Source organism: Kaistella carnis, from assembly GCF_003860585.1.
GTDB classification, from domain to species: Bacteria; Bacteroidota; Bacteroidia; order Flavobacteriales; family Weeksellaceae; genus Kaistella; species Kaistella carnis.
This window is the reverse complement of record NZ_CP034159.1, coordinates 1,242,180-1,263,605: the sequence shown is the minus strand read 5'-3', so window position 1 is coordinate 1,263,605 and position 21,426 is coordinate 1,242,180. Positions and strand designations below refer to the sequence as shown.

The 21,426-nt window shown below is 34.4% G+C and carries 21 protein-coding genes; 12 read left to right on the top strand and 9 right to left on the bottom strand.

Annotated elements, in window-relative coordinates; translation table 11 throughout:
• The first annotated feature begins 202 nt into the window (after positions 1–202).
• From EIB73_RS05675 to EIB73_RS05640, 8 genes are all read left to right on the top strand, one after another.
• Positions 203–817, top strand: coding sequence for a DUF6088 family protein (locus EIB73_RS05675; RefSeq protein WP_125023484.1), 615 nt, complete (start codon positions 203–205; stop codon positions 815–817).
• A complete protein-coding gene (locus EIB73_RS05670) occupies positions 807–1,802 on the top strand; it encodes a nucleotidyl transferase AbiEii/AbiGii toxin family protein (protein ID WP_125023483.1) in 996 nt (331 codons plus the stop codon). Before EIB73_RS05675 ends, EIB73_RS05670 begins: the two co-directional genes overlap by 11 nt.
• Positions 1,803–1,808: 6 nt before the next feature.
• Entirely contained in the window at positions 1,809–4,949 is a 3,141-nt protein-coding gene (locus tag EIB73_RS05665; protein WP_125023481.1) for a type I restriction endonuclease subunit R, read from the top strand.
• A gap of 20 nt (positions 4,950–4,969) precedes the next feature.
• A complete protein-coding gene (locus tag EIB73_RS05660; protein ID WP_125023479.1) occupies positions 4,970–7,003 on the top strand; it encodes an McrB family protein in 2,034 nt (677 codons plus the stop codon).
• 6 nt (positions 7,004–7,009) lie between these two features.
• Positions 7,010–8,242, top strand: a complete 1,233-nt coding sequence (locus EIB73_RS05655) for an McrC family protein (RefSeq protein WP_125023477.1) — start codon at positions 7,010–7,012, stop codon at positions 8,240–8,242.
• Between the two features lie 148 nt (positions 8,243–8,390).
• On the top strand, positions 8,391–9,503 hold the full coding sequence (locus EIB73_RS05650) for a hypothetical protein (protein ID WP_125023475.1): 1,113 nt from the start codon (positions 8,391–8,393) through the stop codon (positions 9,501–9,503).
• Positions 9,504–9,658: 155 nt separating this feature from the next.
• On the top strand, positions 9,659–9,877 hold the full coding sequence (locus tag EIB73_RS05645; protein ID WP_185144632.1) for a hypothetical protein: 219 nt from the start codon (positions 9,659–9,661) through the stop codon (positions 9,875–9,877).
• Between the two features lie 257 nt (positions 9,878–10,134).
• Positions 10,135–11,337: an IS256 family transposase gene (locus tag EIB73_RS05640; RefSeq protein WP_125021533.1), complete on the top strand. Its 1,203-nt coding sequence runs from the start codon at positions 10,135–10,137 to the stop codon at positions 11,335–11,337.
• 52 nt (positions 11,338–11,389) lie between these two features.
• Here the strand turns inward: EIB73_RS05640 and EIB73_RS05635 are convergent, their stop codons facing one another.
• The 6 genes from EIB73_RS05635 to EIB73_RS05610 all read right to left on the bottom strand — a co-directional run bounded on the left by EIB73_RS05635 (position 11,390) and on the right by EIB73_RS05610 (position 15,260).
• A complete protein-coding gene (locus tag EIB73_RS05635) occupies positions 11,390–12,349 on the bottom strand; it encodes a HipA domain-containing protein (RefSeq protein ID WP_125023474.1) in 960 nt (319 codons plus the stop codon).
• Positions 12,339–12,668: a HipA N-terminal domain-containing protein gene (locus EIB73_RS05630; RefSeq protein ID WP_125023472.1), complete on the bottom strand. Its 330-nt coding sequence runs from the start codon at positions 12,666–12,668 to the stop codon at positions 12,339–12,341. Before EIB73_RS05630 ends, EIB73_RS05635 begins: the two co-directional genes overlap by 11 nt.
• Positions 12,655–12,867 (bottom strand): helix-turn-helix transcriptional regulator, encoded by a 213-nt coding sequence (locus EIB73_RS05625; protein ID WP_125023470.1) that lies wholly within the window; start codon positions 12,865–12,867, stop codon positions 12,655–12,657. Before EIB73_RS05625 ends, EIB73_RS05630 begins: the two co-directional genes overlap by 14 nt.
• Before the next feature lie 253 nt (positions 12,868–13,120).
• Positions 13,121–13,573 (bottom strand): DUF3853 family protein, encoded by a 453-nt coding sequence (locus EIB73_RS05620; RefSeq protein ID WP_125023468.1) that lies wholly within the window; start codon positions 13,571–13,573, stop codon positions 13,121–13,123.
• An 8-nt stretch (positions 13,574–13,581) separates the two neighbouring features.
• The gene (locus tag EIB73_RS05615; RefSeq protein WP_164467859.1) at positions 13,582–14,832 is read right to left on the bottom strand and encodes a tyrosine-type recombinase/integrase; all 1,251 of its coding nucleotides are present in this window, start codon (positions 14,830–14,832) and stop codon (positions 13,582–13,584) included.
• Between the two features lie 239 nt (positions 14,833–15,071).
• Positions 15,072–15,260, bottom strand: a complete 189-nt coding sequence (locus EIB73_RS05610; RefSeq protein ID WP_125023464.1) for a hypothetical protein — start codon at positions 15,258–15,260, stop codon at positions 15,072–15,074.
• 147 nt (positions 15,261–15,407) lie between these two features.
• Between EIB73_RS05610 and uvrA the strand changes: the two genes are divergently transcribed.
• From uvrA to EIB73_RS15160, 4 genes are all read left to right on the top strand, one after another.
• The gene (gene uvrA, locus EIB73_RS05605; protein WP_125023462.1) at positions 15,408–18,239 is read left to right on the top strand and encodes an excinuclease ABC subunit UvrA; all 2,832 of its coding nucleotides are present in this window, start codon (positions 15,408–15,410) and stop codon (positions 18,237–18,239) included.
• An 83-nt stretch (positions 18,240–18,322) separates the two neighbouring features.
• Positions 18,323–18,841: a DUF421 domain-containing protein gene (locus EIB73_RS05600; RefSeq protein WP_125023460.1), complete on the top strand. Its 519-nt coding sequence runs from the start codon at positions 18,323–18,325 to the stop codon at positions 18,839–18,841.
• Between the two features lie 14 nt (positions 18,842–18,855).
• Positions 18,856–19,353, top strand: a complete 498-nt coding sequence (locus EIB73_RS05595; protein ID WP_125023458.1) for a GNAT family N-acetyltransferase — start codon at positions 18,856–18,858, stop codon at positions 19,351–19,353.
• 130 nt (positions 19,354–19,483) lie between these two features.
• A complete protein-coding gene (locus EIB73_RS15160; RefSeq protein ID WP_228411284.1) occupies positions 19,484–19,975 on the top strand; it encodes a hypothetical protein in 492 nt (163 codons plus the stop codon).
• A 73-nt stretch (positions 19,976–20,048) separates the two neighbouring features.
• Here the strand turns inward: EIB73_RS15160 and EIB73_RS05585 are convergent, their stop codons facing one another.
• Genes EIB73_RS05585 through EIB73_RS05575 form a run of 3 tightly spaced genes read right to left on the bottom strand, consistent with a single transcriptional unit; the run spans position 20,049 to position 21,252 of the window.
• Positions 20,049–20,297 (bottom strand): DUF6952 family protein, encoded by a 249-nt coding sequence (locus tag EIB73_RS05585; protein ID WP_125023456.1) that lies wholly within the window; start codon positions 20,295–20,297, stop codon positions 20,049–20,051.
• Positions 20,298–20,606 carry a thioredoxin family protein gene (locus EIB73_RS05580; RefSeq protein ID WP_125023454.1) on the bottom strand — a complete coding sequence of 103 codons (309 nt, stop codon included), beginning with the start codon at positions 20,604–20,606 and terminating at the stop codon, positions 20,298–20,300.
• A 7-nt stretch (positions 20,607–20,613) separates the two neighbouring features.
• The gene (locus EIB73_RS05575; RefSeq protein WP_125023452.1) at positions 20,614–21,252 is read right to left on the bottom strand and encodes a peroxiredoxin; all 639 of its coding nucleotides are present in this window, start codon (positions 21,250–21,252) and stop codon (positions 20,614–20,616) included.
• Positions 21,253–21,426 lie beyond the last annotated feature (174 nt).

Below are 21,426 nucleotides of genomic sequence, written 5' to 3'. Positions count from 1 at the left end.
TATAAAGAATTGCAATAAAAAAACCCTTCTTCAGACATGTTACAAAACAGCGAAAATCATAACACGTTAAGAAGATGTGTTATAAAAAAGCCAAAAATAGAACATACAGAAGTTAAGAGTGAAGTACACCGAATTTAAAATAGAATACTAGATCTGTCACAAATATTTACTAAATTTGTGACAGATTCATTTTTAAAAATCAATGGAAACCTCTAAAAGTCAAATAGAAAATAAGATTATGAAATCATCACGTGGCGAATTATTTTTCGCTGATGATTTCTCAAAATATGGTTCATCTGAAAATATTCGTCAGGTGCTTTCCCGTTTGGAGAAAGAAGGTGTTTTAGAAAGAATTGCGCATGGCATCTACTTAAAACCTAAAATAGATTCTTTATTAGGAACTGTTTATCCTAACACCGAAGAGGTTGCTAAAGAAATTGCCAAGAGAGACAAATCTCTAATTGCCCCAACTGGTGTTTTAGCACTTTTCCTTTTAGGATTAAGCAGTCAGGTACCCTTAAAAGCAGTATATCTAACCGATGGCTCACCCAGAGAAATAAAAATAGGAAAACGTTCTGTTAGATTTAAAAGAACAACTCCAAAAAGTTTTGCGATCAAAGATGAATTATTACATCTCATCGTTCAAGCTTTCAAAGAAATTGGCCAAAAAGAAGTGTCAGCTGATTTTCTACATCGAATTAAACCTGCAGTTAAAAAATTAACTAAAGAAACGATAAAGTCACAATTGAAATACGCTCCGGTTTGGATTCAGAAAAATATAAATAACCTTTATCAATCAACAAAGGATGTGGATTAATCTCGAGGAAAAACAAAAAATTCAGATTTTAGAGCAGGCAGGAAGCGCTTTAGCTTTGCCCGCATTTGTTATTGAAAAAGACTGGTGGGTTTGTATCATCCTTAAAGCTGTTTTCCAATCTCAATACGCAGATTCTATTATCTTCAAAGGCGGAACTTCATTAAGTAAAGTTTATAATCTGATCGATCGTTTTTCGGAAGATATAGACTTAATTATCGACAGGCACTTATTAGGATTTGAGGAATTGGATTCAAAATCAAAGATTAAGAAATTAAGAAAAGCATCTGGTGGATTTATTATTAATGAATTCCGTGAAGAACTTATACTTCAGCTGTCAAATTTAGGAATTGATAATAGTCAGTATGATATCAAATACAATGAAGTAATTGATGACACAAGTGATCCAAATACTTTGGAAGTTTATTATAACTCTGTGGTGCCTGTCAGCAATGCTTATATCCAGCAACGGGTGCTATTGGAAATGGGTGCAAGATCTTTGACTGAACCCATGGAAAAAAAACCTGTACTCTCATTTATTGATGAGCAATATGCTGAACTTCCATTTTCTGAGCCAAGTTTTGATGTTCAAGTAGTGATTCCCACCAGAACTTTTATTGAAAAAACTTTATTATTACATGAAGAGTTTTCAAAACAAAGAGATAAAATCCGAACCGATCGTCTTACAAGACATCTTTATGATTTAGAGAAAATCATGGACACAGAATATGGTGAAACTGCTATACGTGATCATGAACTTTTCGAAACAATCGTTCACCATAGAAAAACGATTACGCCACTACGTGGAATCGATTATTCCAATCACGAAAAAGGGAAATTAAGCATTTTGCCTCCTGCTGAAGTACTCAAAAACTGGGAAGCCGACTACAAAACAATGCAGGAAAATATGATTGCTGGAGAAAGTCTGCCGTGGGAAAAATTGCTGGAACGGATAAAGACCATTCAAGATCGATTTAATAAAGTCTAACGAATTATGAAATACACCGAATCTAAACTCGAACAGGCGTTCATCCATCTTCTGAAAACTGAAAGATACACCTACGTTTCTGGTCAGCATATCCAGCGCAAAAACAATCAGGAAGTATTGATTAAAGAAGACCTGCGTAAATTTTTGCTGAACCGTTATCCGGATTTAGAGGATCTTGAACTGGAAACAATCATCAACGAGCTGGCTTTTCAATCTGCCTCAAACCTATATGAGAGCAATAAATACATTTGCAAATTACTGGCAGACGGATTAATTTTCAAGCGGAATGATCCATCTAAAAAAGATTTACATATTCGGTATCTGGATATAGATCCGGAAACTTTAGCAAAAAATAATTCTTTTAAAATTGTCAATCAGTTAGAAATACAGGGCAAAGAACTCCGTATCCCAGATTTGATTATCTATATCAACGGAATTCCGGTGGTTGTTTTCGAATTCAAAACCACCATCGAAGAAGATATTAGCATCCATAATGCCTTCAAGCAATTAACAAAAAGGTACAGAAGAGATATTCCGGAGCTGATGAAATACAATGCTTTTTGCGTCATCAGCGACGGCGTAAATAACAAAGCCGGAACAATATTCTCTTCCTACCAGTTTTTCTATGGCTGGAATAAAATTACCGGCGACGAGAAAAAAGCTTTAACCGGTATTGATACCACAACTTCTATTGTTCACGGAATGATGAATCAGGAAAGGTTGTGCGATATCATTCATCATTTTATCCTGTTCCCGGATACTTCAAAACATGAACTGAAAATCCTGAGCAGATATCCACAATATTATGCAGCAAATAAACTCTTTAAGAATATATTGAAACACCGCAAACCTGAAGGTGATGGAAAAGGGGGAACTTATTTTGGCGCGACCGGATGTGGGAAAAGTTACACCATGTTATTTCTGGCTCGTTTGCTCATGCGTTCTACCTTATTTTCAAGTCCTACGATTGTGATTATATCAGACCGAACCGATCTTGATGATCAGTTATCAAAAGATTTCACTAACGCTAAGGATTTTATCGGTGATGAAAATATCATCAACATCACTTCTCGTGCGGACTTAAGATCCCGATTGCGAGGGAGAGAAAGCGGCGGCGTTTTCCTGACCACGGTACAAAAGTTCGAAGAGGATTTGGAAATACTTTCGGACAGAACCAATATTATCTGTATTTCTGATGAAGCACACCGCAGTCAGGTGAACTTGGACTTGAAAGTGAAGATTGACGAAAACGGCGTTACAAAATCTTACGGTTTTGCCAAATATTTACATGATTCATTACCCAATGCAACCTATGTAGGATTTACCGGAACACCGATAGATAAAACCCTCACCGTCTTCGGAGAGGTAGTGGATGCATACACCATGTTTGAATCGGTAAATGATGAAATTACCGTACGTTTGGTCTATGAAGGACGCGCTGCCAAAGTAAATCTCGATCATTCAAAAGTGGTAGAGATTGAAAAATATTATGAAAATGCAGTAGCGGAAGGCGCTTCGGAATATCATGTGGAAGCAAGTCAGCAAGCTATTGCCAGAATGGAAGTCGTTTTAGGAGACAGAGATCGTATAAAAGCCATCGCACAGGATTTCGTGACCCATTACAAAAATAGGCTGGCTGAAAATGCTACTGTCGCAGGCAAAGTTATGTTTGTATGCGCCTCCAGAGAAATTGCCTATAAATTATTTAAGGAAGTTATTGCACTTCGTCCTGACTGGAATGAAGTGAAAACACCTGATCACCTTTCTCCAAAAGAGCAAAAGGAAGTGGCGCCTATCGAACGCATCAAAATGGTCATGACCCGTAATAAGGATGACGACGAAGATTTGTGGAATCTATTAGGAAATAAAGAAGGCCGAAAAGATTTAGACCTTCAGTTTAAACAGCTTCATTCCAACTTTAAAATAGCAATTGTCGTTGATATGTGGCTCACAGGTTTCGATGTGCCGTTTTTGGATACCATTTATATTGACAAACCATTGCAAACGCATAATCTTATCCAGACTATTTCTCGGGTGAATCGAAAATATGAAGGGAAAGATAAAGGTCTTGTGGTAGATTACATCGGGATTAAAAAGAACTTGAATCATGCCTTAGGAATGTTCAATTCCAGTGCAGCCGATGATTTCGAAGATATTGATAAAGCCATTATTCTGATTAAAGATCAATTGGATTTGCTTCGCCAGTTTTTCTATCAATTCGATTCTTCAAAATATTTTGAGGGAAATCCTGTGGATCAGTTGCAATGCCTGAACAAAGCGTCTGAACTCGTTTTGCAAACTGAAAAATCAGAACAATTTTTTGTAGAAGTAACCAAGAAATTAAAAAGTGCTTACAATTTAGCATGTGGTGCAAATGATTTTACAGAACGGGAAATTGATGAGATCCATTTCTATTTTGCCATCAAATCCATTGTCGTAAAATTAACCAAAGGCGAAGCTCCCGATACTGCCCAGATGAATGAAAAAGTAAGCAAGATGGTAGAAGATGCCATTATTTCTGAAGGGGTAGAAGAAATTTTCAAATTGGATGATAATAAAGCCAACGCAATTGATTTGTTTAATGATAAGTTTTTAGAAAAGATCAGCCAACTGGAATTGCCAAATACCAAAATTAAAATTCTGGAGCGATTATTAAAACAGACTATTTCGGATTTTAAAAAAGTAAATAAAATGAAGGGTATCGAATTTTCTGCCCGCCTACAAAGTATCATCAACCGCTACAATGAGCGAAGTGAGCGCGATATTTTAGATTATGACGGAATTCAAACCGATACGTCGGAACAAATTTTAGATTTGATTTTAGAGTTGCGAAAGGAGATGGCCTCATTTGAAGATCTGGGAATTGATTATGAGGAAAAAGCCTTCTATGACATTCTTGACGCCATCTGCCGTCAGTATGGTTTTGAATTTGACCAGGAGAAAATGCGGGAATTAGCCCGTGAAATAAAACACATTGTAGATGATGCTGCAAAATATCCGGACTGGAGTGAAAGAGACGATATCAAAGCGCAGTTAAAAATGGATATCATTGTAAAACTTCATCAATTTGGTTACCCACCAATAACACAAGACGACGTGTATAAAAATGTGTTGGAGCAGGCGGAGAATTTTAAGAAGAATAGGTAATTAATATAGAAAATATTAAAATGAGTTTATATAAAGATTTGCAAATAAAAGTTTATGATTGGTTAAAAGCTAAACATGATAGAGATCAAAATTTTACTTTTTCTTTACGCCAGAAAGCGAACAAAGGTGCAGAGTTAAATTACTTTATAGGAACAGAAAAGTCAAAATACTTTTCCACAACTTTTTGGTTTATTCCAGTTGCTTACCCAGGATCTTCGGGTGATCTCATTAATTTAGTAATTGATCTGCGAAAGAAAAAAATTGAGTTTTTTGTACAGTTTAATCAGACTAAAACACCACATGATAAGCAGAATAGACTTGCGTTAGAATTCATCAGAAGCTTAAAAGAAAAAGTTAAAAGCGATTTTGACAATGTTTATGTAGGTTCGGATAAAAATAAAATGGAATTCTTTGGTGCTTATTCTACGCCAAAATATTCAGATTTTGAAGAAATGAAAGATGATCTTGAAAATATGATCAATAAAATAATTCCAATGATTGATGAGCAACTTGCACTTTTCAAATCTAATAATCCTGATTTCATTGGAGATAAATTTTCTAAAGAAGATCAAAAGAAAATGATTTCTAAAATGCATGATAGAATTGAGAAATATTCTGACCAAAAATACATTGAAAAAAGTAAGGGTGAGAAAAAGGAAGATGAGGAAGAATTATTTGTTGATTTTATTATAAACCCTAATATTCCATTGAATCAAATTCTTTACGGCCCACCTGGAACAGGTAAAACTTATAACACTATTAATAAGTCATTGGCAATTATTGAAGGTAAAACAGACGAAGATTTATCAGATGAAGAATTAAATGAGGGAAGAATTACGTTGCATAATAGATTTAAAGATTATGTTGTAGACGGAAGAATAGTCTTTACTACTTTTCATCAAAGTATGAGTTATGAAGATTTTATTGAAGGAATAAAACCGGAAATTGAAGATGGAATAGACGGTTCCCGTACCGTTATTTATAATGTGCATGAGGGAATTTTTAAAAAGATTGCAGAAAATTGCAAGAATGAACATACCGTTTCGGATAATTACGGTTTTACTTTTGAAGATGCATGGGAAAGTCTAATCACAAAAAGTGAAACAAATGACAAATTTTTTCTAAATACATTATCATCTAAGGAGGGTTTTTTAGTAAAAGATTTAACCGAAAATGGAAATCTTAGACTTACAAATAATCTTGGAGAAAAAGAATATGTAGTTTCATTCAATAGAATGAAGAAACTTCAGGAAAAAATACAAAATTTAACTGTTGTAAAAAACATAGATAAAGAGTTTCGAGAAGTGATCGGAGGTATGAATTCTACAGCATATTGGTCTGTATTAAATTATATAAATAATTGGTTGAAAAATAATCACACCAATAAACAATACATTCCGTCTAATCAACCTTGTGTTCTTATCATCGATGAAATCAATCGTGGAAACGTTTCGCAAATTTTTGGGGAATTAATTACTTTGATTGAAGAAGATAAAAGGATTGGGATGCCCGAAGAGCTAGAAATTATTTTGCCATATAGCAAAAAACCCTTTGGTGTACCTTCCAATCTCTATATTATCGGAACTATGAATACCGCCGACCGAAGTGTGGAAGCATTGGATTCTGCACTCAGACGAAGATTTGTTTTTGAAGAAATGCCACCTTTGTATCATCTTGAGGATTTGCAAGATGAAGTCTACGGTTTTAAATTATCTGATATTTTAAAAAGAATTAATCTAAGAATAGAAAAATTATTAGATAGTGACCATTCAATCGGTCACGCTTACTTTTTACATAAAGATGAAAATTCAATTATCAAGTCATTTTATAAAAATATTATTCCATTGTTGAAAGAGTATTTTTTTGGAGATCACGGAAAAATAGGATTGGTTTTAGGAAATGGCTTTGTTCAGAAAACTGAGAATGACTCTGTTTTCGCAGACTTTGAATATGACGGAAAAGACCAGTATGACGAAAAGGAAAGTTATACAATTATCGATCATTCCGATAATAAAAATGCTTTCGAAATCGCTCTTTCAGAATTAATGAAATAAAATTCCATGAATCTAAAAAGCATCGTAAGATTTGAACATGAGAAATTAATTTTCAACCTCAAAAATGAGGATGAAAAAAAACTGCATGATGCTTTGGAAAATTATTACGGTAATTATTCGCCTTTTTTCAAACTCATTAAAAATGGAGTTCAGTTTAATGAATATGTTGGCGTATTACAAATTGGAAGAACTAAAATTGAAATCCTTCCCAAAGCCGACAAAAACGGTGAAGAAAAATGGAGGGGTTTACTCATTGATATGATTCGAACTGTTTGGGGGTTTAATGTGAAATCTACTGGATCTTCAACTCTAAAACTTAAATCCAATTCAATTTTGGATTTGTATTTTGAACTTTTCATCAATGAACTAGAACTTATTTTTCATCGTGGCCTCATTAAAAAATACAGTCAAACTGATGTCAATTTACAATCTCTAAAAGGTTCCTTGCAATTTTCAAAACATATTTCAAAAAACTGTACTCATCAGGAGCGTTTCTATGTGAAATATTCACACTATGACAAAGACCATTTAATTCATCAAATTTTATTTAAAGCGTTGAATCTTATTAATCAAATTAATACTACAAATTCGTTAAAAAGTAAAATTGGAACATTGCTTTTGGATTTTCCAGAGGTATCGAATATAAAAATTTCTGAAACCGTTTTTTCCAAAATAAATTATGATCGGAAAAATATTCATTACAAAACCGCTTTAGAAATTGCAAAATTGGTTTTACTCAACTACCATCCAGATTTGTCAAAGGGAAAGAATAATGTTTTAGCATTAATGTTTGATATGAATTCCCTTTGGGAACAATTCATCTTTATGACTCTTCATAAAAAGATGAAAACGCACCAGATCACCTCTCAAGTGACAAAATACTTTTGGAAACCCACAGAGGGTAGTTTATCAAAAATGCGCCCTGACTTAATCTTAAAGAATAGAATAACGCAAGAAACTATTGTACTGGACACAAAATGGAAGAATCTTAACGGTAGAAATCCTTCTCCGGAAGATTTAAGACAGATGTATGTTTATCATAAATATTATGATGCAACAAAAACTGCACTCGTTTATCCTGGAGAAGAACATTTTATAAAAAGAGGAAATTATTTTAATACAGAAATAAAAGCCGAGATATCCTTAAAAGAGTGCAGTATCGTACATGTTAAGACCGTAGATGAAATTGGTTTTTGGCAAGATGAAATAGTCGAACAAATTAAATCATTTTTGCGGTAATTGAATATAGCTTTATTGCTTGTCTTAAAAGCTACGAACTAATTTTGTTTGGAAAATTTTGAAATAAATAGTGTTTTTTTTTCTATTTTTTACGCTTTCAAGTTTTTCGCTAATTTTACTATTGTACTTACAATTAATTTAAGGCGCAATGAAAAATTCAATCAAAATTAGCAGACAAGAATTGTACGAAAAAGTATGGTCTTTTCCATTAACGCAATTGTGTAAGGAGTATAATCTATCCGACAATGGATTGAGAAAAATTTGCATTAAGCATAATATTCCTTTGCCGATAGCAGGATATTGGAGCAAAGTAAAATTTGGAAAAAAAGTTATTAAAACAAAATTACCGGCAAAAGATGAGATCAATATAATCATTGAAATAAAGCCATTTGAAGATAAATCATCAGAGAGCTTTAGGGATTCATTATCAGAATTTCCTGATTTAATTTTTATTGTTCCTGATGAATTAAACAATCCTGACAAAATTACTAAGGCGTTAAAGCAGGATTTAATCAAGAAAAAACCTTCATCTAATGGTCAACGTGAAAACGTTATATCATCCAGTTATAATTTGGAAGTTCCTGATGTAGTAATTTCTAAAGATAACCTTAGTAGAACTCTCCTAATTATAGATGTGCTCATAAAAAATTTTAGAATTTTAGGATTTAAAGTGTATTGTACTTTACAAGGACTTATTATTGAAAATGATGAAGGAGAAAAAAAGAAAATCAGTTTAACGGAAAAAAGCAGAGCCAAAATAGTTGTGCAAGGAAACTACAATTGGGAGCGAAGGTTATTTTTTCCAAATGGAAAATTAATGTTGAGAATTGGAGAGAGTTATAGGATGGCGGAATTTACAGATACGGCAACTGAACCAATGGAAAAGAAGATGCGAAAAATACTTTTGCGTGTTGCACATAATTTTGAAAAAGAGAAACAAGAGCGATTTTTATCTGCAATTCACCACGCAGGCCGAAAAGAGGAAGAAGAAATTAGAAAAATTGTAAGAAAACTAAAAGAAGACGAATATCAAAGATTTATCAATTTTTATAATGAAGCCGAAAGGTGGAAAAAGTTTATGGTTCTAAAAGAGTTTTATGATTACAAAAAGCAAGTGAATCCAGAAGATAAAAATTGGTTAGAATGGGCTAAGAAAAAATTAGATTGGTATGACCCTTCAAAAAATGTTGATGATAGTTTGCTTGATGAAGTAGATAAAAATACTTTAGAATTAAGGAAAAGAAATCATTGGGGAAATTAACACTCCTGAATCTTTGAAAGAAATTGATGAATGAGACAACGAATAGTTTTTTACTAAAACGGTTTCCACTTTTCGTAAGAAATTCTATATTAAACAAGTTTAAAACTTTTCAATTTTTAAGAATATATCGGAAATTTACTGTGCATTTATAACTGATGAATACAGAAAATAAAATAGAAATCTACAAAGCTGATGATGGCTCTACTCAAATCAATGTGCAATTTGAGGAGGATACGGTTTGGCTTACACAAGCGCAGATGGCAGAATTGTTTGGGAAAGGAAGAACTACAATTACAGAACAGATTCAAAATGTGTTTTCGGAAAACGAACTGGTTCAAGAAGCAACATGTCGGAAATTCCGACACATCATTTAACAGGGTTCTGTAGTTGAGAAAATACATACTTAGGAATTAACTTTGTACAATTTAACTGTCAAGGTTTATCTGGTATGTTGAGTAAAATCTATTAGTTTTAAATCTTGTTTTTTAAAATTTAAAGACAATCAAAATTTTAATGGGTAGTGTTTCACTAACTGTGTAAGTTGAAAAATTATTCTGAAAAATTTTGAGCCTTCAAAAGCTCAAAACTTTTTCGGAAATAACTTTTTACTATTTTTAAACTTTATACAGTTATGATCGACAAAGAAGAATTATTAAACAACAAGGATTTCTACAAATCCTTCAAGAGTGGAGAAGATTTAACCTCTTTCTTCAAAACAATGCACAAACGAGCCGTAGAACATATGCTCGAAGCCGAATTAGATGACCATCTGGATACCGAGAAACATCAAAAAACAAAAGACGGAAATTATCGCAATGGCCATCAAACCAAGAAGATAAAAACCTCTTTTGGCGAAGATGAAATTAAAGTTCCGCGGGATAGGGAAAGTACTTTTGAGCCAGCCTTAGTTCCCAAAAGGCATAATATTATTGAAGGTTTGGAAAATGTTATCATCTCATTTTATGCCAAAGGAATGAGTGTAAGTGATATTGAAGATCAGATCAAGGAAATGTATGATTTTGATGTTTCAACATCCACAATATCCAGGATTACCAATGCGGTTTCCAGTGAGATTGTCGCTTGGCAAAATCGGCCACTAGAGGATTTATACCTCATTGTTTGGATGGATGGAATTGTTTTTAAAGTCCGTGAGAACTCAAAAGTTATCAACAAAACCATTTATCTTGCCGTTGGTTTAAGACGGGATGGAAGAAAAGAAGTTCTGGGAATGTGGCTTGGAAAAAACGAAAGTTCCAGTTTTTGGATGAGCGTTTTAACTGACATAAAAGCACGTGGCGTAGAAGATATACTAATCACTGCAACGGATAATCTCAATGGATTTACCCAAACTATTCGCAGTGTTTTCCCACAATCTCAAACTCAGATCTGCGTGGTGCATCAGATTAGAAATGCTTGTAAATACGTAGTTTGGAAGGACAGAAAAGCCTTTACTTCCGACATGAAACACATTTACAACGCTCCCACCAAGCAAGCCGCAGAAGCCGCCTTAAATGATTTTGCAGAAAAATGGGAATCTAAATATTCGTATGCCATCAAATCCTGGAGAGATAATTGGGATGAATTAACGGTATTTTTCGAATTTCCGGTGGAAATCCGTAAAATCATTTACACCACCAATTTAATAGAAAATCTCAACGGAAAAATAAGAAAATATACTAAAAATAAAATGTCTTTTCCTACTGATGATGCGGTTTTAAAGTCAGTTTTCCTTGCCTTAAGAGAAGCAACAAAAAAATGGACAATGCCGATTCGAGATTGGGGAATCGTATTAAATCAATTTATGCTTATATTTGAAGAAAGGCTCAAGTTATAAAAAACTCAAGTCTTAAACTTTTCAACTTACACACTTTGCGGGACAGTGTCTTTTAATGATAAATAATTCCAAATTTTGTTTTCACAAGATCAGTATATCTTGTTTTTTCTTCATCAGGCAAAAAACTATGCTCTATAAATTTTAACCATTTTCGAAGCAATTTTTCAAATTTTCCAAATATATTTTCAATTACTTTCGGTTCAATTCCAGATTTGGCCATAGAAAGTTCAAAATCTTTTCTCGTGATTTTTTTCTTCTTTCCGTTTAGCGTTAAAGCGAGTTCTTCATCATCATCTTCATTTGCCAATTGGGAGGAAACAAGATCATAAGCAGGGCAAAGGGAATATTCCTTAATTACTTTTAAAAGTGAAAAATTTTTAAGGTGCATATCGTTGTTTCCTGTTAGAAAACTGAACAATACCAGTTCGTAGAAATCAACAATATCAAGGCCAGAATTTACTGAATATTGCTTTATTTTTTTTGCAATTTGTTCATAAGAACCTTTATATTTCTGTTCGGTAAGCCGTTCTGTTAACTGACACATGTCTTCCATGTGTAGTTTTTCTTTTTTGTTTCGGTCAACTCTTTTTGTGATATAAGCTAATTGACCAGACTTTAATCTTATCAAAGAATGTTCAACCGTTCTAATCTTTGAAATTTCAGCCAAATTCATCGTTAAATCTTCATTTTCTGGGAGATTTGCGAACTGTTTAGTTTGAGGTTTTAAAATATAGTCTCCCAAAACACCTACAATGGTAAACCTTCGTGAATTATTTTCATCCAAACTAATTTCAAGAGAAAGTTTTGGCTGTACACCTGTTACAGATCGCTGTGTTTTGATGATTTGTTCAGCAAATTCTTTTATTTTGTCATCGGTAAGATCCAATATGGGTGGTTCTAAAGTTCCAAAGAACTTTCTGCTGCATTTCGGGTGATAGTCTGATCTTCCTGCAGGAGTTTTCCGTTCAGTTTCGTCAATGATTTTATAACAGTATAAACATCTAATTTTCATCTCGTGCTATTTCTTGAATTGAAACCGCACCGATACAATCTTGGCAGGTTTTTAGAAGAATTTCCATTCTGTCACGTGGATTTAATTTCCAATTTTTTTGTGCAATATCCAGCAACCAACCTTCAGGAATTAAGCCGTCAAAAAATGGAAATAAGTTAAGATCAGTGTATATTTCTTGCTGAATTGGAAGGGTAAGACTAATTGGTTCCGGATTTTCAGAATTTAGATATTCAGAATCATACTGAAAATGATAACCTTCACTGTCTTCCGTAATAATTCCTGCAAGTTGATTGTGCATAAAAACTTTACCGCTCTTCATTATTTACTATTTTAGTTGGTGTTAACTCATGTCCGAATAATGATAAAACCTGGTTCACTTTATCCATTCGCAAAGTTGGTTTGCCTTGTTCTAGTTCACGAATAAATCGCAAACCAACTCCAGCTTTTAAGGATAAATCTTCCTGTGTAAGTCCGGTTGATTTCCTTTTCTGTTTCACAAAATCACTTAAATTCTTCATAAGTATTTATTCGTTTTTTAATGTCTTATGCAATCGCTTAACTTCATGAGTATTTGTGTACAAATATTATAAAAGCGATTTCATAATATACCTCTACGGGTATAAAGATAAGAAAATTTTTGATATTGTACCCAAAAGGGTATAAAATTATACTAAATAGAAATTTTATACCCGATAGGTGTTTTTTAAATATAAATTGAAATGGTTTTGTGAAAGTTAAAATTATTAAAGAACACAGTGCAAAACTGACAAATTACTTCAAAAAATTCGCCCACAATTTGATAAATTCTTCATCTACGTTTTCCCTCAATTTGAAAGATTTCCAAGGTTTTTTTTTCGGCAAGCAAATTTCCAAAATTTCGTCTTCGTTAAAATATAGTTTCGATTTTTCATAAATAATTGCTTGGTCAATACTTCCCGAGTTTTTTAATTGTTGAGCGGTTTTTACGCTTACGTTAAGAAGAGTAGATAAGCCCTTTATTCCTTTAACTTTTTTAGTGATGAAAAGTTGATTTTCTGCTGTTCGTAAAAGGTAGAAAAGTGCTTCAGTAGGCGCCATCTTATTGCATTCAGTTTTTAAAGCTGAAATGTATTTTTCAGACAGATCTTTATCGGATAAATAATTTTTAATAGTACTAATGTCTGATTTATCCAATGTAGTAATTAGCTCCCTTATTTCATCATTCAAACCTATAAATGCATTCATGTTTGTATTTATTTAAGGTTTTTAAATATCTGCAAAGCTCTTTCGATGGGTTTGGCTTTAATATATTGTAGCAACATTGCTTCGGTGCTGTGTCCGCTGAAATACATAATATCTGAGGTTGGCCAAACTCCATAGTGATTGGTACAGAAACTTCTACGAGCAGTGTGTCCCGCAATTAAATCCTTTTTTGAGTAATAGCCTGGAACTCCACGCCAAATTCCGCTTTCTTCATCTTTTGGATCTACTAATACTTTTATTCTTTTTACTCCTAAAATTGTTTGTGTAATTTTTGATTTTTCACAAACAAGTTTAATATAATCATTGAATTTTTGATCAGAAATTCTTCGTGGAAACTCACCATTGCGTTTTTCAAGTATTCTTAACACTCTACTGCTTAAAGGTAAAAGCATTTGTTTTCGTGTTTTCTTCTGTATGAAATTGATAAGAGTAACACCATTGATGGTTTTGAGCATTTTTTTATCGAACCGTAAATAATCAGAAATTCTTTGACCAGTTTCATAACCAATTAAGAATAAATCTCGCGCATTGTCCAAGTATTCTGGCAAATCATTATTCTTTTCAATCTCCTCTATTTCTTCGGGTGTTAGGTAAGCTTCCAAAATTTCCTCAGGATTATCACGATTATCTGTGAAAGGATTTTTTATTTTTTCTAATTTGTATTTTACACGGTCAAGTTTGTCAAAAATTTCTAAATCAAGTTCGGTAGAGGCGTAGTAACAAATCGTACGTAAAAAAGTAAGATCTCTTGATATTGTCCCAGAAGCGTATTGGTTTTCATTTGACCATTTTATAAATTCATCTCGAAAATTCGTATTTATATCCGTGATTTTTAATTTGATGTTTAGATCATTTTCATATCGCTCCAATTTACTTTTAACAACACCCATTTTCTTTACAGTATTTGAAGCCAAGTTAGATTTGTAATTTTTATAATGATCAAGAACTGCAATCAGATCGTTTCCTACAATTTTTACTTGATATTTCTTCTTTTTGAAGCCTGGATGTAAATATTCGCTGATAATATCCTTAAACCATTCTTTGGTTAAAGTTTCTGGGTTTTCAATCGCTCTAAATTGATCTATCACTAAGTTTCTGATGATGTTTTCTTCTGCATCTAAATCTGATGCTACCTTTCTTTTATCTAAATTTTTAGAATTTTTTTCCTTTTCTCTTAAAATTGGGTCTTTATATGTCTTGCTAAAGTACTCTTTGTCAACAAAAAATCTTTTATCTTCCAAAAGTGCGTCAAAGTAGATATCTTTTGGTTTTTCGCCAAAGTCAATCCTATACTGAAACCGCGCGGTTAAGTAGCCTTTATTTTTTGTAGATCTGTATTTATAATGGAGTGTTGACATCGCAAGACAAGTTGTGAAAATTTGTCTTGTAAATGTATAATTAATTGAAATAGTATGAAAGTGTTAAAAATACAAATTATTTAAAATACTGATAATCAGCAATATAATTATTTTAGATTTCGTTAAATTTCATTAAATACCGCAAAAGTGGGGCGATATCCTCCACAAAAAAAGAGTTGCATTAATTTGTAACTCTTTTTTTTATGGCGCACATTTCCGGCTTTCCACTTCAATTCCTCACGCCTTTGCTTTCCCTGCGCTTGTTCCGGGGTTTCCGTTGCAATCCGGGGCGCAATTTCGGCTACAAACAAAATCAGTTTTCAACCTCATTCCGGTATTTTTACGTCAATTCTATTGGAAGTGGAGTTTAAATACAACTTTGAATTCGTACCGAATTATCCTCTAAAAAATCCGTATTTTTGCAGAATTCCAAAAATTCAAATTTTGGAAAATTTAAAATGAAAGACCCCAAAGAATATATAGAAGTTTACGGCGCTCGTGAACACAATTTAAAAAATATCGATGTTAAAATTCCCCGCAATGAACTCGTGGTACTCACAGGTCTTTCCGGGAGTGGAAAATCGTCCTTGGCTTTTGACACCATCTTTGCAGAAGGACAAAGAAGATACATCGAGACCTTTTCTGCCTACGCAAGACAATTTCTTGGCGGTCTGGAAAGACCCGACGTAGATAAAATCGATGGCCTTTCTCCCGTAATTGCCATCGAACAGAAAACAACCAATAAAAATCCCCGTTCCACCGTAGGAACGGTGACAGAGCTTTACGATTTCTTACGTTTGCTCTTTGCCCGAGTTTCAGATGCGTATTCCTTAACCTCCGGACAAAGACTCGTGAGTTATACAGAAGAACAAATACTGGAAGCCATTAAAAATAACTACAAGGGAGAAAAAGTAATGTTATTGGCACCTGTAGTTCGTTCCCGAAAAGGACACTATCATGAGCTTTTCGTGCAAATGGCAAAAAAAGGCTATGGTCAGGCGAGAATCGACGGAGAAATCAAAGACATCGAATACGATTTAAAACTCGACCGTTACAAAACACATGATATCGACATTGTGATCGATCGCTGGATTATTGGCGAAAGTGCCTCCGAAAGTCGTATGGAGCAATCCCTGAAAACCGCGCTGCACATGGGCGAAGGTCTTGTAGGTATTCAAAAGTTGGAAAGTTCAGAAATAGAATATTTTTCTAAAAATTTAATGGATGCCGATACAGGCCATTCCCTGGCTTTACCGGAACCGAATACGTTCTCCTTTAACTCTCCGAAAGGAAGTTGCCCTTATTGTAAAGGTTTGGGAACCGTGAAAAAAGTGAACACCAATTATTTTGTGGAAAATCCGAAACTTTCCATTAATCAAGGGGGTTTGCTGCCTTTGGAGGATATTAAATCAAACAAATGGATTTTAGGTCAGATCAAAAATATTTTGGAGATTTTCGGTCTTTCTTTAGCCACGCCAATGAAAGATATTCCGAAAGAAGCGCTTGATTATATTTACAACGGTTGCCATAAAGAATTCAGCAAAGATTTAAAATATGCCGGAATTAATAAGAAAATCAAAGTGAATTTTGATGGACTTGTTCCCATGATCAACGAAATTATCGATGACAAAGAAAGTTACGATGCAACCTTGTTAGAACGACATTTCACGACTGAAGAAATTTGTCCGGAATGTCACGGTACGCGATTACAGCCTTCCAGCTTAAGTTTTAAAATTGACGGAAAAAACATTGCAGAAATCAATGCCTTGTCGCTTCTTGATTTAAAAGAGTGGTTAATTCAGGTCGAAGATAAGTTCAGCAAAAACAACAAAATCATCGCCCACGAAATTCTGAAAGAAATTAAGACCAGACTGCAGTTTCTGCTGGATGTTGGTTTAGATTATCTTAGTTTGAGCAGAAGTTCAAGAACCCTTTCCGGCGGGGAATCTCAAAGGATTCGTTTGGCCACCCAAATCGGCTCGCAACTCGTGAATGTTCTTTATATTTTAGATGAGCCTTCGATTGGTTTGCATCAAAGAGATAATGAAAGATTAATTGCGTCTTTAAAGAATTTACGCGATATTGGAAATTCGGTGATCGTCGTGGAACATGATAAAGATATGATCATGGAAGCCGATGAGGTTTTGGATATTGGGCCACGTGCAGGGAAATTTGGAGGTGAAGTTCTTTGGCAGGGAAAACCCGGTGAATTACTGAAAGCCGATACTATTACTGCAGATTATCTGACCGGAAAACGCAAGATCGAAGTTCCCGAAATTCGCCGAGAAGGAAACGGAAAATCATTAATTCTAAAAGGCGCAACAGGAAATAATCTTAAAAATGTGAATTTAGAAATTCCTTTAGGTAAACTCGTTGCCGTGACGGGAATTTCAGGAAGTGGAAAATCTTCTTTGATCAATGGAACTTTGTATCCAATATTAAATCAGCACTTTTATAGAGCAGTAAAAGATCCTTTGCCGTATAAAAAAATGGAGGGAATTGATAATATCGACAAAATTGTAGATGTTGATCAAACACCGATTGGTCGAACGCCACGTTCGAATCCGGCAACTTATACGGGAATGTTTACCGATATCAGAAATCTTTTTGCAGAACTTCCGGAGTCTAAAATCCGGGGTTATAAAGCAGGACGATTCTCATTCAATGTAAAAGGCGGACGTTGCGAAACCTGTCAGGGTGGCGGTTTGAAAGTCATTGAAATGAATTTCTTGCCCGATGTCTATGTTCACTGTGAAACCTGCAATGGAAAACGGTTTAACCGGGAAACTTTGGAAGTTCGGTACAAAGGAAAATCAATTTCTGATGTACTGGAAATGACCATTGATGAAGCCACAGAATTCTTCCAGCCCATTCCTAAGATTTATATGAAAGTAAAAACGATGCAGGATGTTGGTTTGGGATATATCACGCTCGGACAACAATCTACAACGTTAAGTGGAGGCGAAGCGCAAAGAATTAAACTCGCGACAGAATTATCAAAAAGACAAACAGGAAATACTTTATATATCCTCGACGAACCTACGACAGGCTTGCATTTTGAAGACGTAAAAGTTTTAATGGATGCGATCAACAAATTGGTGGAATTAGGAAATTCGTTCATTATCATTGAGCATAATATGGATGTGATTAAACTTGCCGATCATATCATCGACATCGGTCCGGAAGGCGGAAAACACGGCGGTGAAATTATCGCCAAAGGAACGCCGGAAGAAGTGGCAAGGTCGAAAAAATCATTAACGGCGAAGTTCTTGAAAAGAGAATTGAATTAGTTTAAAATATTTTATAATTGAAAAACCGAATGTAATGTTCGGTTTTTTTATTTTCTTTACTTTGTAATACAAAATTAAAACCGATGAATCCCTTTCTCGATGTTGCTTTAAGAAGTTTGGCAGTATATCTTTTTATGTTTGCCGCAATCCGAATTTTCGGAAAAAACCAATTATCTCAACTCAATGCCGGTGATATCGTTCTGTTGCTTTTGATTTCCAATGCGGTGCAAAATGCAATGGTCGGTTCAAATGTCAGTTTGGAAGGTGGCTTGGTTGCAGCAATGGTGCTCTTTACGGCAAATTTTGTAGTGAAGAAAATCATTTTTAAAAATCCCCGAATTAAAAGTTGGGTAGAATCTGATCCTGTCATTTTGATAAAAGATGGAATTGTGGATAATATAAAAATGAAAGAACAGGAAGTCAGCTTCGATGAATTGGAAGAAGCCGTCCGCGAACATGGGGTCGAAAAAATAGAAGAGGTGAAACTGGCGGTTTTAGAAGTTGATGGAAATATCAGCGTGATCTCCCTGGATAAGGAAAGTACGCGGACGAACTTTACTCGACACCGTAGAAAGTTTCCAAGAAAAAGTCATAAATTTTAATAAAAGAATTAAATATGAATTACGAAATCCGACCGATGCAGACCGAAGATGCTGACAAGGTTTTAGAAATATTTCAGCAGGGAATTAATGGTGGAAATGCCACTTTTGATAAAGTAGCGCCCACTTGGGAAGCCTGGGATACGAAACATTTTAATCTTTGTCGATTTGTTTTAGAAGACGAAAATGATCAAGTGGTGGGTTGGTGTGCTTTGCAACCGGTCAGTAATCGAGATTGTTTCAAAGGGGTAGCAGAAGTCAGTATCTACCTGGATGGTTCGGTTCAGGGGAAAGGTTTAGGAACTATTTTACTGAAAAAATTAATTCTCGATAGTGAGGAACATGATTTTTGGACCTTGCAGGCGGGGATATTTCCGGAAAATAAAGTCAGCATCGCTATTCATCAAAAACAGGGATTCCGCACCGTAGGAACACGTGAAAAAATAGGTGAACTGAATGGTCAGTGGCGCGATATTGTTTTGCTGGAGCGCAGAAGTAAAAATGTGGGGATTTAATTTTAAGTAAAAAGGAACAGTTTAACCAATGAAGATCTCCATTCAAAATTTACATTATTGTAAATCAGTGTTTTATAGATCTTGGCATTATCATTGAAAGACATAAGATCAATCTATAAAATTTAATGAAATGACCAATCTATTTAAAATATTGCTGGGTTCAGGATTAGCTTTAACCTTAGCATCTTGTGGAGCCGTTAACGATAACTATGGTAATAATTACCCGAACAATGGAAATAGCTACCCAAGAAACGGTACAAACAATGGAACTGTTTACAGAGCACCCGATGGAAAAGTGTACGGACGAAATGAAGTCTATCGAGATCGCCAGGGAACAGTTTATCAAAATGGAAGAATTATCAGAACTGGTGACCCTACGGGAAATCCCGGAATCTTAAGAGGAAATCAAACCGTTTATTATCCGCAAAGAAATGATCGAAAACTGCCACCCGGACAAGCAAAAAAAATCTATGGTGGAAATGCAAAAGATTACGCAAAAGGCCAGCAGAAGAAAAGATCCAATCAGTGGAAGAAGTACGATGATGACCGTGATGAGCACAGAAAGGGAGAGTATAAAGATTACAAAAAGAAGCACAATAATAAGAAATCGCACAAGAAATAAAGTTTTCTTGGTTAAAACCAAAATAAAAAAAGCGGGAATCAATTCCCGCTTTTTTCTTGCTTTCTATTTCGACTTATTTATCGATAGAGCCTAAAACCTTTTGTGCAAAAGAGTTCAGCGCATCTTTTTCCGCCATTCCCTGGTCAACATTGGCATGAACTTCTAGTGCTCCGCAGATATTGGTGATCAATTCTCCGGTCACATTTAAATCCTCTTCTGTTGTACCTCTGAATTCTGAAAATGCTTCCAAAACTTCTAAAGTTTTTTCTAAGTTTTCAGGGGACTGCGTTTGATAAAACTGTCTTATTACAGGGAGTTTCATTTAATTTAATTCTTTAAAAAGATTAATAAGGCTTTCTGCCTGATTGGTTTGAACCTGGTTCACCAGTTCTCCGTTTTTGAAAATTGCAAAGGTCGGTAAGTTATCTACTTTCGCTAATTTTCTACTTTCGGGCAATTTTTCTGCATCAACATAAAGAAATGGAATTTCTTCATTTTCACTTGCCAGTTTTTTGAATTTTGGTTTCATAATCCGGCAGTTGCCACACCATGTAGCACCATACTGTACCACAACCTTTTCATTTTCTGCAACGATTTGTTGCAACGTATCATCTGCTAATTCTGTGTACATAATTTTTTTAGTTTTTATGAGAAGCTAAATATTCTGCGGTAGATTCTCTATTTGCTTTCATTGCATCTTTCCCTTCTTCCCAGTTAGCCGGACAAACTTCACCGTGTTTTTGTACATGGGTGTAAGCGTCGATTAATCTTAAAAATTCTTTTACGTTTCTACCTAAAGGCATATCGTTTACCGCTTCGTGGAAGATTTTTCCAGTTTCATCGATAAGGTAAGTTGCTCTATAAGTTACATTTGACCCCGTGAAAGATTCGTTTCCTTCTTCATCGTAATCAAAATCCTGATCTACGATTCCTAAAATATTCGCTAATTGTCTGTGCGTATCTGCTAAGATCGGGTAAGTAACTCCTTCGATTCCTCCGTTGTCTTTCGGGGTGTTTAACCATGCAAAGTGAACTTCATTGGTATCACAAGAAGCACCGATCACTTTGGTATTTCTTTTTTCAAATTCACCTAAAGCCTCCTGGAATGCATGAAGTTCTGTTGGACAAACAAAAGTAAAATCTTTTGGATACCAGAATAAAAGAACTTTCTGTTCGTTTTTAGTTGCTTCTTCGAAGATGTTGATTTTTAAATCATCACCCATTTCAGACATTGCATCGATCGCAATGTTGGGGAATTTTTTTCCTACTAATGACATAATATATTGTTTTTAAAATTTGATAGTGCAAAAGTACAACGTTTTCATCAATTATAAAAGTAAATCCGATTTATAAAATCTATAACACCGAGTGTTTTAATAAAAGATGAAATAATTGTTGATGTAAATTTAATAATACTTTTTATCAATAACCAGTGAGCTGAGAAAAGTCAC

What these genes read in the sequence shown, in the direction of transcription:
- EIB73_RS05670 (WP_125023483.1), top strand. Translation starts at nt 807, where the DNA reads ATGTGGATTAATCTCGAGGAAAAACAAAAAATTCAGATTTTAGAGCAG.
- EIB73_RS05645 (WP_185144632.1), top strand. Translation starts at nt 9,659, where the DNA reads ATGAATACAGAAAATAAAATAGAAATCTACAAAGCTGATGATGGCTCT.
- EIB73_RS05655 (WP_125023477.1), top strand. Translation starts at nt 7,010, where the DNA reads ATGAATCTAAAAAGCATCGTAAGATTTGAACATGAGAAATTAATTTTC.
- EIB73_RS05620 (WP_125023468.1), bottom strand. Translation starts at nt 13,573, where the DNA reads ATGAATGCATTTATAGGTTTGAATGATGAAATAAGGGAGCTAATTACT.
- EIB73_RS05600 (WP_125023460.1), top strand. Translation starts at nt 18,323, where the DNA reads ATGAATCCCTTTCTCGATGTTGCTTTAAGAAGTTTGGCAGTATATCTT.
- uvrA (WP_125023462.1), top strand. Translation starts at nt 15,408, where the DNA reads ATGAAAGACCCCAAAGAATATATAGAAGTTTACGGCGCTCGTGAACAC.
- EIB73_RS05675 (WP_125023484.1), top strand. Translation starts at nt 203, where the DNA reads ATGGAAACCTCTAAAAGTCAAATAGAAAATAAGATTATGAAATCATCA.
- EIB73_RS05625 (WP_125023470.1), bottom strand. Translation starts at nt 12,867, where the DNA reads ATGAAGAATTTAAGTGATTTTGTGAAACAGAAAAGGAAATCAACCGGA.
- EIB73_RS05640 (WP_125021533.1), top strand. Translation starts at nt 10,135, where the DNA reads ATGATCGACAAAGAAGAATTATTAAACAACAAGGATTTCTACAAATCC.
- EIB73_RS05630 (WP_125023472.1), bottom strand. Translation starts at nt 12,668, where the DNA reads ATGAAGAGCGGTAAAGTTTTTATGCACAATCAACTTGCAGGAATTATT.
- EIB73_RS05595 (WP_125023458.1), top strand. Translation starts at nt 18,856, where the DNA reads ATGAATTACGAAATCCGACCGATGCAGACCGAAGATGCTGACAAGGTT.
- EIB73_RS05665 (WP_125023481.1), top strand. Translation starts at nt 1,809, where the DNA reads ATGAAATACACCGAATCTAAACTCGAACAGGCGTTCATCCATCTTCTG.
- EIB73_RS05585 (WP_125023456.1), bottom strand. Translation starts at nt 20,297, where the DNA reads ATGAAACTCCCTGTAATAAGACAGTTTTATCAAACGCAGTCCCCTGAA.
- EIB73_RS05650 (WP_125023475.1), top strand. Translation starts at nt 8,391, where the DNA reads ATGAAAAATTCAATCAAAATTAGCAGACAAGAATTGTACGAAAAAGTA.
- EIB73_RS05660 (WP_125023479.1), top strand. Translation starts at nt 4,970, where the DNA reads ATGAGTTTATATAAAGATTTGCAAATAAAAGTTTATGATTGGTTAAAA.
- EIB73_RS15160 (WP_228411284.1), top strand. Translation starts at nt 19,484, where the DNA reads ATGACCAATCTATTTAAAATATTGCTGGGTTCAGGATTAGCTTTAACC.
- EIB73_RS05635 (WP_125023474.1), bottom strand. Translation starts at nt 12,349, where the DNA reads ATGAAAATTAGATGTTTATACTGTTATAAAATCATTGACGAAACTGAA.
- EIB73_RS05580 (WP_125023454.1), bottom strand. Translation starts at nt 20,606, where the DNA reads ATGTACACAGAATTAGCAGATGATACGTTGCAACAAATCGTTGCAGAA.
- EIB73_RS05575 (WP_125023452.1), bottom strand. Translation starts at nt 21,252, where the DNA reads ATGTCATTAGTAGGAAAAAAATTCCCCAACATTGCGATCGATGCAATG.